The organism is Mesorhizobium sp. M0751 (genome assembly GCF_040320265.1).
GTDB lineage: Bacteria > Pseudomonadota > Alphaproteobacteria > Rhizobiales > Rhizobiaceae > Mesorhizobium.
On record NZ_JAMYPH010000017.1, the window covers coordinates 138588 to 151533 of the forward strand.

Sequence of the window (12946 nt, forward strand, 5' to 3'; positions counted from 1 at the left end):
CTCTGTATCAAGTAGTTAGTTCCACATTTGGCGATCCTTCGCGCCCCCCTCTGCCCTGCCGGGCATCTCCCCCACGAGGGGGGAGATTGGCAGCTTCGTGTCGCTCGCCCCCGAAATCCGCAAGGCGGCAAGGCATCCCAGGATGCCGAGTGGCACGAACGCGAGGAACAGCCAGGTAGCAACATTTGCCGCGGCCTCGCGGTTCAGGCCTTCGGAAAAGCCGCTGGCGTTGGCGACGATGCCCGTCAGTGCCGCACCCACGGCATAACCGATGCGCTGCATGGTCGGCACAGCGGCCGAGGCGATCGTCTGCTCGCCTTCCTTGGCCGATGCCACGATGACACGCGTGACGAACGGCCAGGCGATGCCGAAACCGCCGCCTTGCAGCAAGGCACAAAGCAGGATCAACGGGATAGAGCCGGCCGGCACCGTATAGGCGAAACCGGCGACGCCCGTGGCGATCATCAGCGCCCCGCCGACGATGATCAGCCGCTCGCGTTCCGGCGGCGCATTGGCGACGAGGATCGACAGGATCGACCAGGCGATCGATTCGGCGGCGATGATGTAGCCGGTGGTCAGGATCGGAATGCCGTGCAGGCTGGTCAGAAGCAGCGGACCGTAGACGGTAAAGGAGCAGGTCGCCACCGAGAACGCGGCGACCATGGTCATGCCCGGGCCGACCGGCGAGCGCCATGAGAACAGCCGCGACGGGAACAGGCGCGAGCGCGGCTTCAGTGCGTTGATATAGATAAACAGCGCCAGGCCGACCAGGCCGAGGGTGAGCAGCAGCGACGAGCGCAGCAGGGCGATGTCGACGCCGGCGGTGGCAATCAGCACGACGCTGACGGCGAGGCAGCCAAGCGCCGCAAAGGGAAAGGGCGGCGCCGAGCCGCCCGTCGCCTGCGGCCTTGTCGCTTCAGGTGTATCGAGCACGATGAAGCTTGCCAGCGCCATCGCCGTGCCGCCGAGGGTGAAGACGCCGAAGGCCCAGCGCCAAGACAGCAATTCGGTCATGACCGCGCCGAGCACGGGGCCGCTGAAGGCGGCGACGCCCCAGATCGCCGACATGACGCCGAAAAGCTGCGGCCAGATCGCGCGGGCAAACAGCCGCTCGACCGAGACGAAGGCCAGCGACACCAGCGCGCCGCCACCGAGCCCCTCGATCAGGCGGCCGCAGAGGAACAGCGGCATCGAAGGCGCGGTGGCGCAGACCAGCGCGCCGGCGGCATAGAGCATTGCGGCGACCATCATGTTGGTACGCAGCGCGACATAGCTCACCAGCCGTCCGGCGGCCGCACCGGCAACGATGGCGCCGAGCTCGTAGATCGCCAGCGACCAGCCGACCAGTTGCACGCCGGCGAGTTCGCCGACCATGGCCGGCATGACCGTTGCCACCATGGTTTCGTTGGTGGCGTGCAGCAGGATGCCGAGGCTGATGAAGCAGAAGCGCGCCAGGTCGCCGCTCGCCCACAGCGCGCGCCAGTCGACCCTGTTTGTGCTTGTCTTGGTCATCCGGTCCCCCAGGCTTTGCTGGTCTGAAGTATTGGAGCGTTCTTCACGTCCAAATGAGTACATGCCGCAGTATGGGAGGACTTCTAGAACCTCAACCGTAGTTGAGATCAAGCGGTCTTGATCGCCGTTGACGTGGCGGATTTCAAAATTGTGCGATGGGGGACGATCACGAGGCGTTGAGATTCTGGTCAGACCGAAGACAAGCAATATTGGATCGCCGCAATCTTCGGTCACGGTAACGGCATGAACACAGTTGCCATGCCGTGATCTTTGAGCGCCGCAACTTTGAACATCAGGGCGGCCCGTCCTCTGCGGAGTGGGCCTGCCGGAATCTATGAGCCTTCGGCAGCCATTCGCAGGCCGACACCTACGCTCCCCGCCGCTCGGGAGCCATGCTGCGCCGTTATTTGAACGAGTGGATCAGGTCGAGCGAGGTGACGGCGACCGCCAGGTTGACGCCGGTCTGTGCCTGGACACTGAGCGGCTGCAGCGAAAAGGCGCTGTCGAGGCCGCCGACCAGGAGATTGGCGCCGCCACCGGTGACCACGCTGGCCTCGGCGTTCACGCCATAGTAGCTGCCGGCAAGGTCGCCTTCATCGTGGTTGCGGGTCGCCGCCAGAACCGCCCATACCAGCTGGCCCTGATGCGTCCGGCCGACATCGACGCCGAGCTTGGAAATCACACCGGTATAGACTTCAGAGGGGCCGCCACGATGCGGACGAAAGACACAGGAAACACCCTTGTTGGAAGTGACGAGATAGGCCGTGCCGCCGTCGATGGTGCAGTCGAGCACGCCAAGCTGGAGTTTGCTGGCGCTGGCGGGAGCGGCAACGACGGTCGTGGCGAGAACAGCGGCACAAGCGAGTTTCTTGATCATGGCAGGGTCCTTTCGAAATTGCCTTGTACAAACGGCTGAGCACGCCGAGCGTTCCGCCGAAAACTTGGCGCCAGCAAGGCGAAGCTAAACGCAGGGTTGTCGGAGTGCGGAAACGGAGGCCCGATTAACCGGCCGCTCAGCCGGCACTGGTGCGGGCCAGGCCGTCCTTGGCCGGCTGGTAGGTCGGATTGAGGTGCACGGCCTCGCGGTAGGATTTCGCGGCCCTGACCTTGTCGCCGCGCCGCTCGTAGATCAACGCCTGGTTGGACCAGGCCTCAGCATTCTTGCCGTCGAGCTTGATCGCCATGTTGAAGTCGGCGAAGGCATTGTCCTCGTCGTTCATGGCAAGGTAGGAGAGGCCGCGCCCGTTGTAAGGCTCGGAGGCGTCCGGCGCCAACGAAATGGCGGTCGAGAAATCCTCGATGGCAAAGGCGTGCTGGCCCTGACTCTGGTAGATCAGGCCGCGATTGTGATAGGCGCGCGCATCGGTCGTGTCGAGCTGGATGGCTTTCTGGAAATCGTTGAAGGCTTCCTGGACCCGGCCCGCCCTGCGGTAGAGATTGCCGCGGCCGATATAGGCGGCGTCATAGTTGGAATTGATCTGGATCGAGCGATTGTAGTCGGCGAGCGCGCTCGCCTGATCGCCGAGGAAGCGCTGGATGAGCGCACGGTTCGAATAGGCCTGGTAAAAATTCGGATTGAGCTGGATGGCGGTGTTGAAGTCCTTCAGCGCCGCCTGGTACTGGCCGCCGCGGCCATAGGCCGAGCCGCGCACATTGTAGGCTTCCGGATCCTGGGGGTTGCGCTGGATCACCGCCGACAGCGAGGAGATGTTCTCGCTCGAGCCTTGCGCCTTGTCGATGTTGTTGAACTCGCCGGTCGGAACACTCTGGCAGCTGGCAAGCGCCATCCCGGAAAGCAGGGCTGCCGTCAGGGCGAGGCCGCGCCACGCGGTTCTGCGCTCTACGGTGATTGCGTCCATGTCTGCCCTGTCCTTACTGCGCCGTCTGGTCCGTTCCCCCTCCGAACCGGCATCTCTCCCAACCGGTCCTCTCGGACCGGGTCGAACTCACAACAAAAAGGTGGCGGCGATTCCGCATCGCGCCACCTTGGATATCCTTGGAAAAGGACGAAAAATTGACGTCAGAACCGCGGCGGACGCGGAGCACCGGCACCGGCAGCACCGGCCGCGACCGGACGCGGCGTCATCGGCAGCAGGCCTTCGCGCTGGGCGCGCTTGCGGGCCAGCTTGCGGGCACGGCGCACGGCTTCCGCCTTTTCACGGGCGCGCTTCTCGGAGGGCTTTTCGTAATGTCCGCGCATCTTCATTTCGCGGAAGATGCCTTCGCGCTGCATCTTTTTCTTGAGCGCGCGAAGCGCCTGATCAACATTGTTGTCGCGGACGAGTACCTGCACGTGCAATCCTGTCTTTCGGGTTTGAAATCAACAGGCAAGCGGCCATAGCCGCAAGCCTCCGCGGCGCGTTACACCACGAATTGGGGCGGCTGATAGCAGAATCAAGGGGCTCTGTCCACAGCCGATTGAGAGGCGGTGCCGATCCCGAAACGAAAAACTCGCCTCGGGGGCGGGTCCTTGGTGTGAATCAGCACCATCTCAAGATTAGTAGCATAGCTGCCGGCACAAAGCAAGAACAAAATTCGCCTTGGGCCAGATAGGCGCCGCTACGCCGTGGCCAGGTGGAGCTGCTCGAAACCCTCGAAGAACTCGCCGTAGTCGCAGGTTATTTCCTCGCCGGCGGCGATGTCGCGGGTCGCGGTGGCCCCGCCATATTGCGAAAAGTCGGTGTTCGGCTTGTCGGCGTGGTTCATGAAGCGGCCATTGTCGACCTCATAGACCATGAAGCCCGGCCGGTCCGGACTGGGATAGGCATATCTGTCGAGCAATTCCTTGAGGTGCGGCGGCGCCGTCTCGTATCTTTCCATCGGGATCAGCCGGTCGAAGTCCGGATCGAGCCGCCAGATCTGCGCCCCTTTCCGGATCGGCTCGGCGGCGAACACGCCGACGCCTTCGATTGCGCTTGCAGCGATATACGTCCTGATCAGCAGCATGTTTCCAACCCGTTTTCGAGGAGAAGACGGAATCGTCAAATCGCCGGGAAAAGCAAGACCGGTTTTTCCGGCATTGCGGCTGGCGGGCTGACATTGCGGCTGGCGGGCCGACGCCAACCGCGAAACGCTTCACGTCCGGGTGATCGAGACGCCGCCGTCGGCGAACAGCGCCGCGCCGGTGGTGAAGCTCGATGCATCGGAAGCCAGATAGAGCGCCGAGCGGGCGATCTCGTCAGGCTGCGCGACGCGCTTCAAGGCGTGCAGGTTTTCGACGAAGGCTCGCGATTCAGGTGTCTTGAACGTTGCCGAAGGCGTGTCGGTGCCGCCCGGCAGCAGCGCGTTGACTCGAATCCCCTTGGCGCCAAATTCGGCGGCCAGCACCTGCGTCAATCCGATCAGTCCGGCCTTGCTCGCGGCATAGCTGGTCATGTCGGGCATGCCGACCGTGTAGCCGACGAAGGTCGAGGTGAAGATCAACGACCCGCCGCCGCGTTCGACCATCGCCGGCACCTGGTATTTCGCGCCGAGAAAGGCGCTGGTCAGATTGGTATCGAGCGTCTCGCGCCAGCCCTCCAGCGATAGCTCCGAAATCGGCCCCATCCTGCCGACCGAGCCGGCAATGTTGAAGGCGATGTCGAGCCCGCCGAATTTCTCGACCGCCAGGTCGACGAGGGCTTTCGCATAGGCTTCGTCACGGACATCGCCGGCAAGAGCGATAGCCGTGCCGTCGGCGTCTTCGATTTCGGCAACCAGCGTATCGAGTTCCGCCTGGCGGCGGGCGGCGACGACGAGCCTGGCGCCTTGCTCGGCAAAGAGCTTGGCCGTGGCGCGGCCGATGCCGGAACTGGCGCCAGTGATGATGGCGACCTTGTCGGTAAGTGCGAACATTTTCTGGATCCTTCTTTCGCGCCGGATTTTGCCGGCAATCGGGATGCTTGGTCGCAAATCGGGCCGGCGCGAGCCACCCGATACCTGCGCTGCCCTCGACAGCCCTTCTTGACGTCCGCTTGCCACCAGGCTACGGATCGTCATCCAAAACTCGCGGGTGGACGCGCCACCCATTCCAATGACCCCCCAAGACATAATGAGCAAGTTGTTGGCCCCCGGCTTCGAGGGCGACAGCGAGTTGACGTCCGCTCTTCAATCGGCATTTGGCAAAGGCTTTCCCCTTGAAAACCTCCGGCCGCTGCTGACGTCCGGCAACCTTCATACGCAGGCCGCCGCCGCGTACTTGGTGGCCGAAGCCAATTCCAAAATGAGTTACAAGATGAATTGCGTCGTCGCGGAGATCGCCGATCTGCTCGACAGTGAATCTTCGGGTATCCGGTTCGACGCGATCGAGGCGCTTCTGGGATGCACGACGCCGGCCGATGGAGCCGTTCTCGGTCGCCTCATGCTGCGGCTGGATGACGAACATGCCGGTGTGCGGTGGGGGGTCGTCCAGTTCATCTGCCTTGCGGAGCGCTGGCAGCTAAGGCTTGCGGTGGAAAATGCCGCTACCCTGCGTCCGGACTCGGCTTTCAAGACACTGGTCAATGCTTATGGTCAATATAACATGCCGAGCACCAAGGACCTGCCACGGTTGCTCGCGCATCCGGATGCCGTGTTGAGGCGCTTTGCTGCGGCAGTGGCTATCAGGCCGCGCCAGGTGATCATCGAGCGCTTCGTGGCCATGGTGGAGCAGTCAGACGATGCGGAAATTCGTAAAATCGCCGCCGATTGCCGTGAGGGTTATTTGCGGCCGATCTATGCAATCGGGCCGTCCATCCTGAAGCGTGCTCCGGCTGACCCGTCAAAAGGCGAAGCTCAGAACAGCGATCAGTGAAAGCACGGCGCAAAACGGCAAGCGCCGTCGCAAACGGTGCAAGGCGACTATTGCTTGAGCAGCCAGCCGAGCCGATCGAGCGAAAATGCGTAGCTGACGGCGATCAGCAGGGCGACGGCAATGCCGGCTGTCGTGTAACCAACAGGATGACGAGCTCGAGTACCAGCCGCACACCGCCCGGCACCGGAACCGGCGCCCGCCCCGACCGGCTCGGATCGTTCGGCACCGCGAACGTACCCCAGAGCGCGGCGGCAACGAACGGCAATGCCGCGGCAAGGGTCCAGCGCCACATGCCCGCTGAGAGGCTCCAGCCCGCCATGCCGAGGCCGAGCAAAGCGGCGAGTTCCAGCATGAAGCGCAATGTCAGATTCCACCAGACGTTAGCCACCGCCATAATCCTCCGATCGCCAGGCGACGGATAGTGATGGATGGCAATTGCATCAACCAGCCCGCATGCGGCTTTTTCACCACGGCGCAAAACGGCAAGCGCCGTCGCAAACAGTGCAAGGCTGGCAGCGCCGTTTCGCTAGTGATACAGCTCGCGCGCCGGGGTCGACCGATCCGCCCGGCCGCCATTTGCGAGGCCTGCGACGTTGAAGAAATACTCGGTATTCGCCATCGCCCGCGAGGCCATGCGCGGTCACAAGGGCTGGGAGGAACAATGGTCCTCACCGGAGCCGAAGAAGGAGTACGACGTCATCATCGTCGGCGCCGGTGGCCACGGCCTGGCCACCGCCTATTATCTCGCCACCGTGCACGGCGTCACCAACGTCGCGGTATTGGAAAAAGGCTGGCTCGGCGGCGGCAATACCGGCCGCAACACCACCATCATCCGTTCCAATTATCTCTATGACGAAAGCGCCGGCATCTACGACCATGCGCTGAAGCTGTGGGACGGGCTCAGCCAGGAGCTCAACTACAACGTCATGTATTCGCCGCGCGGCGTCATGATGCTCGCCCATAACATCCATGACATCCAGGTCCTGAAGCGGCACGTCCATGCCAACCGGCTGAACGGCATCGACAATGAATGGCTGACGCCGGAGCAGGCCAAGGAATTCTGCCCGCCGCTCAACATTTCGCGCAATGCGCGCTATCCGGTGATGGGCGCCTCCCTGCAGCGCCGCGGCGGCACGGCGCGGCACGATGCCGTCGCCTGGGGCTATGCGCGCGGCGCCTCGGCGCGCGGCGTCCACATCATCCAGAATTGCGAGGTCACCGGCGTCAAACGGGCGCCGAACGGCGCGGTCACCGGTGTCGAGACGACGCGCGGCTTCATCGGTGCCAGGAAGGTCGGCGTGGTTGCCGCCGGGCACTCATCGGTGATCATGAACATGGCCGGCGTGCGCATGCCGCTGGAAAGCTATCCGCTGCAGGCGCTGGTGTCGGAGCCGGTCAAGCCGGTGGTGCCCTGCGTTGTCATGTCGAACACCGTGCATGCCTATATCTCGCAGTCCGACAAGGGCGAACTGGTCATCGGCGCCGGCACCGACCAATATGTCTCCTATTCGCAGACCGGCGGGCTGCACATTTTGCAGCATACGCTGGACGCCATCTGCGAGATGTTCCCGATCTTCACGCGCATGAAGATGCTGCGCTCATGGGGCGGCATCGTCGATGTGACGCCGGACCGTTCGCCGATCCTGGCCAAGACGCCGGTGCCCGGCCTCTATGTCAATTGCGGCTGGGGCACAGGCGGCTTCAAGGCGACGCCGGGTTCGGGCCATGTCTTTGCCCATACGATCGCCAGAGACGATCCGCACCCGATCAACGCGCCCTTCACCATCGAGCGCTTCCGCACCGGCCGGCTGATCGACGAGGCGGCGGCGGCGGCGGTGGCGCACTGATGATGACCGAGATGGCCGTCGCCATGCCGCTGATGCTCGCCGGCGAGCAAGGCCTGTTCCATTTTCCGTCACCGGAAGAGGTGCGCACCCAGCCGATCAGTCGCGCCGGGAACGAGGCCGGCTGGCCGTTTTCCATCGACGACGGCATGCTGACCTGCGTCTGGAGCGGCGGGCGAAAGATCGTCTTCTTCTTCGAGGCCCGTCCTTCCGATCTGGATCCGGACGAGCCTTTCCAGCCGCGCGGCGTCATCGTCACCACCGATCCGGTCCAGCTGACCATCGGCAACATGGCAAATCGCGCTCTGTTTCGCCCTGCGGCAAGCATCGAGGAGCGCATCCGGCTCGTCGCGCCTTTCGTCACGATGGGTCAGAGGCTTTGCGACCAACCTGCCGGCGCTCGCGTCGGCCACGGCGAACTGTAGGACCAACCATGCTTCTCATCCGCTGCCCCTATTGCGAGGAAGAGCGTCCCGAGCTCGAATTCCGCAACGCCGGCGAGGCGCATATTGCGCGTTCCCCAAACATCGCCGGCGAGAGCGACGACGATTTCGAAAAGTTCTTTTTCATCCGCTCCAATCCCAAAGGCATCATCTATGAGCGCTGGCGGCACATGCATGGCTGCGCGCGGTTCTTCAACGCCGTGCGCGACACCGTCAGCGACAGGTTTCTGATGACTTATAAGGCCGGCGAACCGAAGCCCACGAAGCTGCCGGGAGCCGCCAAATGAGCGCGACGTTCCGCATTGCCGGCGCCGGGCGGCTCAAGCAGGCAAAGATAGCCGGCTTCAGCTTCGACGGCCGCCCCTATACCGGGATCGAGGGCGACACGCTGGCCTCGGCGCTGCTTGCCAATGGCGTCCATCTCGTCGGCCGCTCGTTCAAGTACCACCGGCCGCGCGGCTTCCTGTCGGCCGGCGCCGAAGAGCCGAATGCGCTGGTCGAGATCAAGCGCGACGCGGCACGCAAGACGCCGAACGTCCGCGCCACCGTACAGGAGCTATATGACGGGCTGACCGCACAGTCGCAGAACCGCTGGCCGTCGCTGGCCTTCGACATCGGTGCGGTCAGCAGCATTGCCTCGCCGATGCTTTCGGCCGGCTTCTACTACAAGACCTTCATGTGGCCGAAGGCCGCGTGGAAAAACCTCTACGAGCCCAAGATCCGGGCAGCCGCCGGTCTCGGCGTCGCCCCCGACCAGCCGGACCCCGACCATTATTCGGCGCGCTTCGCCCATTGCGAGGTGCTGGTGCTTGGCGGCGGTGCCGCGGGCATCGCCGCGGCATTGGCCGCGGCCGAGACCGGCGCGCGCGTCATCCTTGCCGACGAGCAGGCGGAATTCGGCGGCAGCCTGCGCTTTGAGAGCGGCGCGAAGATCGAAGGCCAGGACGGCTTTTCCTGGGCGCAATCGGCTCTCGCCAAGTTGAGCGCGATGGACAATGTCCGCGTGCTGCCGCGTACCACGGCCTTCGGCTATTACGCGCAGAATTTCGTCGGGCTGGTCGAGCGGGTCAGCGACCATCTGCAGAACCCCGGCCGCGACCTGCCGCGCGAGCGGCTGTGGCAGATCCGCGCCAAACGCGTGGTGCTGGCCACCGGCGCCATCGAGCGCCACATGGTGTTTGCCGACAACGACCGGCCGGGCATCATGCTGGCCTCGGCGGCGCGCACCTATCTCAACCATTACGGCGTCGCCGTCGGCAGGAATGTCGGCGTCTACACCGCGAACGATTCCGCCTATGCGGTGGCGATCGACCTGAAGAAGGCCGGCATCAACGTGGCGGCGATCATCGACCTACGCGACAATCCGACCGGGCCGGTGATCGACGAAGCGAGGGCGCTCGGCATCGAGGTCAATTTCGGCCGCGCGGTGATCCGCGCCGGCGGCAAGCTGCGGGTATCGTCGATGACCGTGCAGCCGAAGAATGGCGGCGGCGAACGCATCATCCCGGTTGACGCAATCCTGATGTCGGCGGGGTGGACGCCGTCGGTGCATCTGTTCTCGCAATCGCGCGGCAAGGTTGCCTTCAACGACGAGACCAAGCGCTTCGTGCCCGGAATTTATGCGCAGGATTGCGTCTCCGTCGGCGCCTGCAACGGCACGGACGGGCTGTCGGCGACGATCGACGAGGCCTATGCTGCGGGCGCCAAGGCGGCCAAGGACGCCGGCAGCAAGCCGGCCAAGGGCACCAAGCCGAAGGTCGATGCCAGCGAGAGCTGGTCGCGCGGCATGCTGGGTGCGGCACCCGGCGCCGGGGCGGATACGACGGTAAAGGCGTTCGTCGATTTCCAGAACGACGTCACCGCCAAGGACATCCGTCAGGCGGTGCATGAAGGCATGCGCTCGATCGAGCACGTCAAACGCTTCACCACCAACGGCATGGCGACCGACCAGGGCAAGACCTCCAATATGCACGGGCTGGCAATTGCCGCCGAGACGTTGGGCAAGCCGATCCCGCAGGTCGGGCTGACGACGTTCCGCGCGCCCTATACGCCGGTGACGTTCGGTTCGATCGTCGGGCACGCGCGGGGTCCCCTGTTCGACCCGACCCGCAAGACGGCGATCCATCCCTGGGCAGAGCGTCAAGGCGCTGTCTTCGAGGATGTCGGGCAATGGAAGCGCGCCTGGTATTTCCCGAAGCCGGGCGAGGATATACATGCGGCCGTCGACCGCGAATGCGTCACGGTGCGCAAGACGGCCGGCCTGTTCGACGCCTCGACGCTGGGCAAGATCGAGGTGGTCGGGCCGGATGCGGCCAAATTCATGGAACTGCTCTACACCAATCCATGGGAAAAGCTGGAGCCCGGCCGCTGCCGCTACGGAATCATGCTGCGCGAGGACGGCTTCATCTATGACGACGGTGTCGTTGGCAGGCTTGCACCCGACCGCTTCCATGTGACCACGACGACCGGCGGCGCGCCGCGCGTCATGAACCATATGGAAGACTATCTCCAGACCGAGTTCCCGCATCTCAACGTCTGGCTGACCTCGATCACCGAGCAGTGGGCGGTGATTGCCGTGCAGGGGCCTAAGTCTCGCGACATCATCGCGCCGCTGGTTGAGGGCATCGACATGTCGGATGAGGCGCTGCCGCATATGTCGGTGCGCGAAGGCCGGATCTGCGGCGTCCCGACAAGGCTGTTTCGCATGTCGTTCAGCGGCGAGCGCGGCTTCGAGGTCAACGTGCCGGCCGATTACGGCGAGGCGGTCTGGGAAGCGCTATGGGCCGAGGGCCAGAAGCACGGCGCCTGTGCCTACGGCACTGAGTCCATGCATGTGCTGCGCGCCGAAAAAGGCTACATCATCGTCGGCCAGGACACCGACGGCACGGTTACGCCGAACGATGCCGGCCTCGACTGGGCGGTCGGCAAGAAGAAGACCGACTTCGTCGGCATTCGCGGCATGGCGCGGCCGGACCTGGTCGCCAAGGGCCGCAAGCAGCTTGTCGGCCTGAAGACCAGGGATCCCAAGGTGGTGCTGGAGGAGGGCGCGCAGATCGTCGCTGACCCGAAGCAGGCAATCCCGATGAAGATGATCGGCCATGTCACCTCGAGCTATTGGTCGCAAAATTGCGGCCGCTCGATCGCGCTGGGGCTGGTCGCCGGCGGCCGCGATCGCATGGGCGAGACGCTCTATGTGCCGATGCCGAACGGGGTGATCGAGGTGGAGGTCACCAGTATGGTGTTCTTCGACGAGAAGGGAGAGCGCCTCAATGGCTAAGGCCGCTTTGAACACCGCCGCCGCCGGGCCGTCGGTCGAACGCCGTCCGGCTCTGGCCAGCCAGTCGCTTTCCGCTGCCGGCGTCACACTTGCCGTACTACCGCCGGCCGAGCGCATATCGCTGCGCGCGCCGGACGCCTCGATCGCGGCACTTTCGAAAGTGCTCGGCGTCGTCCTGCCGCAAAGGCCGAAAACCTCGGCGGCAAAGGCCGGGCGCACGGCCTTGTGGCTTGGGCCGGACGAATGGCTGGTCATCGACGAGAGCGGAAAAGACCCGCTCGCCGACTGCGCCGGGGTTTCCGCGCTGCATTCGGCGGTCGGCATCTCGCACCGCAACGTCGCCATATCGGTCACCGGTCCGGCTGCCGCGGTGACGGTCAATGCCGGCTGCCCGCAGGATTTGTCGCTCGACGCCTTTCCGGTCGGGGCGGCGTCGCGTACCGTTCTCGGCAAGGTCGAGATCGTGCTGTTGCGCACCGCGGCCGACGCGTTCCGCGTCGAATGCTGGCGTTCCTTTTCGGATTATGTCTTTACTTTTCTGTCGGAGGCAGCGCGCGACACGGCAGCATAGGGCATGTTCGCCGCGCCCGACTGTTCTGCGACAGCGAGCCGAGGGAGAATGCAAATGCCGTCGAACTCCGCGCCGAAGTCGCCGGCCAAGACGCCGGCTGTGCGCTCTTTCGAAAACGAGCAGCGCACCGGGACGGATATTGAAGAGGAACTCGAGGAAGGCCTCGAGGATACGTTTCCAGCCAGCGATCCAGTGTCGATCACCGGAACGGCCATTCCCGGCGCACCGGCAAGACCCGGCAAGCCCAAAAGCGTAGCGGGACAGAAGCGCAAGAGATAATTGGTCCGGCGGAGCCGGCCTCTGCTGGCGAGGCAACCGCTCAGGTTTGCGCGGCCCCTTATTCCGCTGCGTTCTGGCTTGGGTTCCTCGCCCCCACGAAAGTGGGGGAGAGGTGGCTCGGCGAAGCCGAGACGGAGAGGGGAACCGCGCTCTACGAAGCCCCCTCTCCGGGCGCTGCGGCGCCCCCACAACCCCCCCTGCCCGGGGGCGGGGCGCCCCCCCCAGGAGAACCCGGGGGGCCGAGAATAT

General features: G+C 64.4%; 14 protein-coding genes. 7 read left to right on the plus strand and 7 right to left on the minus strand.

The features are described from left to right. Positions 1-15: 15 nt before the first annotated feature. The 6 genes from NKI19_RS24055 to NKI19_RS24080 form a co-directional block, all read right to left on the minus strand. Positions 16-1512 carry an MFS transporter gene (locus NKI19_RS24055; protein WP_352565625.1) on the minus strand — a complete coding sequence of 499 codons (1497 nt, stop codon included), beginning with the start codon at positions 1510-1512 and terminating at the stop codon, positions 16-18. A gap of 403 nt (positions 1513-1915) precedes the next feature. Then, positions 1916-2389 carry a DUF992 domain-containing protein gene (locus NKI19_RS24060; protein ID WP_352469481.1) on the minus strand — a complete coding sequence of 158 codons (474 nt, stop codon included), beginning with the start codon at positions 2387-2389 and terminating at the stop codon, positions 1916-1918. Between the two features lie 136 nt (positions 2390-2525). After that, entirely contained in the window at positions 2526-3371 is an 846-nt protein-coding gene (locus tag NKI19_RS24065; RefSeq protein WP_352469482.1) for a tetratricopeptide repeat protein, read from the minus strand. Positions 3372-3532: 161 nt separating this feature from the next. Continuing rightward, positions 3533-3805 (minus strand): 30S ribosomal protein S21, encoded by a 273-nt coding sequence (gene rpsU, locus NKI19_RS24070; RefSeq protein WP_023675331.1) that lies wholly within the window; start codon positions 3803-3805, stop codon positions 3533-3535. A 266-nt stretch (positions 3806-4071) separates the two neighbouring features. Then, positions 4072-4458, minus strand: a complete 387-nt coding sequence (locus NKI19_RS24075; protein WP_352454023.1) for an SET domain-containing protein — start codon at positions 4456-4458, stop codon at positions 4072-4074. A 129-nt stretch (positions 4459-4587) separates the two neighbouring features. Then, positions 4588-5346 carry an SDR family oxidoreductase gene (locus NKI19_RS24080; protein WP_352565626.1) on the minus strand — a complete coding sequence of 253 codons (759 nt, stop codon included), beginning with the start codon at positions 5344-5346 and terminating at the stop codon, positions 4588-4590. A gap of 196 nt (positions 5347-5542) precedes the next feature. On the opposite strand from NKI19_RS24080, the gene NKI19_RS24085 reads away from it, so the two are divergent. Further along, complete coding sequence (locus NKI19_RS24085) at positions 5543-6283, plus strand: hypothetical protein (RefSeq protein ID WP_023675334.1); 741 nt, start codon at positions 5543-5545, stop codon at positions 6281-6283. 103 nt (positions 6284-6386) lie between these two features. On the opposite strand, the gene NKI19_RS24090 is transcribed toward NKI19_RS24085, so the two are convergent. Further along, on the minus strand, positions 6387-6671 hold the full coding sequence (locus tag NKI19_RS24090; protein WP_352565628.1) for a DUF2568 domain-containing protein: 285 nt from the start codon (positions 6669-6671) through the stop codon (positions 6387-6389). 205 nt (positions 6672-6876) lie between these two features. Here NKI19_RS24090 and NKI19_RS24095 point away from each other — a divergent pair, with 205 nt between their 5' ends. The 6 genes from NKI19_RS24095 to NKI19_RS24120 are packed head-to-tail and all read left to right on the plus strand — an operon-like array spanning position 6877 to position 12697. Continuing rightward, positions 6877-8130, plus strand: coding sequence for a sarcosine oxidase subunit beta (locus tag NKI19_RS24095; RefSeq protein WP_352448264.1), 1254 nt, complete (start codon positions 6877-6879; stop codon positions 8128-8130). Beyond that, positions 8130-8552 carry a hypothetical protein gene (locus tag NKI19_RS24100; RefSeq protein ID WP_352565630.1) on the plus strand — a complete coding sequence of 141 codons (423 nt, stop codon included), beginning with the start codon at positions 8130-8132 and terminating at the stop codon, positions 8550-8552. Before NKI19_RS24095 ends, NKI19_RS24100 begins: the two co-directional genes overlap by 1 nt. An 8-nt stretch (positions 8553-8560) precedes the next feature. Next, the gene (locus NKI19_RS24105) at positions 8561-8857 is read left to right on the plus strand and encodes a sarcosine oxidase subunit delta (RefSeq protein ID WP_292519105.1); all 297 of its coding nucleotides are present in this window, start codon (positions 8561-8563) and stop codon (positions 8855-8857) included. Further along, positions 8854-11847, plus strand: a complete 2994-nt coding sequence (locus tag NKI19_RS24110) for a sarcosine oxidase subunit alpha (protein ID WP_352565632.1) — start codon at positions 8854-8856, stop codon at positions 11845-11847. The genes NKI19_RS24105 and NKI19_RS24110 overlap by 4 nt, the downstream gene beginning before the upstream one ends. Beyond that, positions 11840-12418: a sarcosine oxidase subunit gamma gene (locus NKI19_RS24115; RefSeq protein ID WP_352565634.1), complete on the plus strand. Its 579-nt coding sequence runs from the start codon at positions 11840-11842 to the stop codon at positions 12416-12418. The genes NKI19_RS24110 and NKI19_RS24115 overlap by 8 nt, the downstream gene beginning before the upstream one ends. 54 nt (positions 12419-12472) lie before the next feature. Beyond that, on the plus strand, positions 12473-12697 hold the full coding sequence (locus tag NKI19_RS24120; RefSeq protein WP_352488696.1) for a hypothetical protein: 225 nt from the start codon (positions 12473-12475) through the stop codon (positions 12695-12697). Positions 12698-12946 lie beyond the last annotated feature (249 nt).

Bases quoted from the DNA above. Each gene is read 5' to 3' on its own strand.
- NKI19_RS24110 (WP_352565632.1), top strand. From the start codon at position 8,854: ATGAGCGCGACGTTCCGCATTGCCGGCGCCGGGCGGCTCAAGCAGGCA.
- NKI19_RS24115 (WP_352565634.1), top strand. From the start codon at position 11,840: ATGGCTAAGGCCGCTTTGAACACCGCCGCCGCCGGGCCGTCGGTCGAA.
- NKI19_RS24105 (WP_292519105.1), top strand. From the start codon at position 8,561: ATGCTTCTCATCCGCTGCCCCTATTGCGAGGAAGAGCGTCCCGAGCTC.
- NKI19_RS24060 (WP_352469481.1), bottom strand. From the start codon at position 2,389: ATGATCAAGAAACTCGCTTGTGCCGCTGTTCTCGCCACGACCGTCGTT.
- NKI19_RS24075 (WP_352454023.1), bottom strand. From the start codon at position 4,458: ATGCTGCTGATCAGGACGTATATCGCTGCAAGCGCAATCGAAGGCGTC.
- NKI19_RS24055 (WP_352565625.1), bottom strand. From the start codon at position 1,512: ATGACCAAGACAAGCACAAACAGGGTCGACTGGCGCGCGCTGTGGGCG.
- NKI19_RS24085 (WP_023675334.1), top strand. From the start codon at position 5,543: ATGAGCAAGTTGTTGGCCCCCGGCTTCGAGGGCGACAGCGAGTTGACG.
- NKI19_RS24065 (WP_352469482.1), bottom strand. From the start codon at position 3,371: ATGGACGCAATCACCGTAGAGCGCAGAACCGCGTGGCGCGGCCTCGCC.
- NKI19_RS24100 (WP_352565630.1), top strand. From the start codon at position 8,130: ATGATGACCGAGATGGCCGTCGCCATGCCGCTGATGCTCGCCGGCGAG.
- NKI19_RS24080 (WP_352565626.1), bottom strand. From the start codon at position 5,346: ATGTTCGCACTTACCGACAAGGTCGCCATCATCACTGGCGCCAGTTCC.
- NKI19_RS24120 (WP_352488696.1), top strand. From the start codon at position 12,473: ATGCCGTCGAACTCCGCGCCGAAGTCGCCGGCCAAGACGCCGGCTGTG.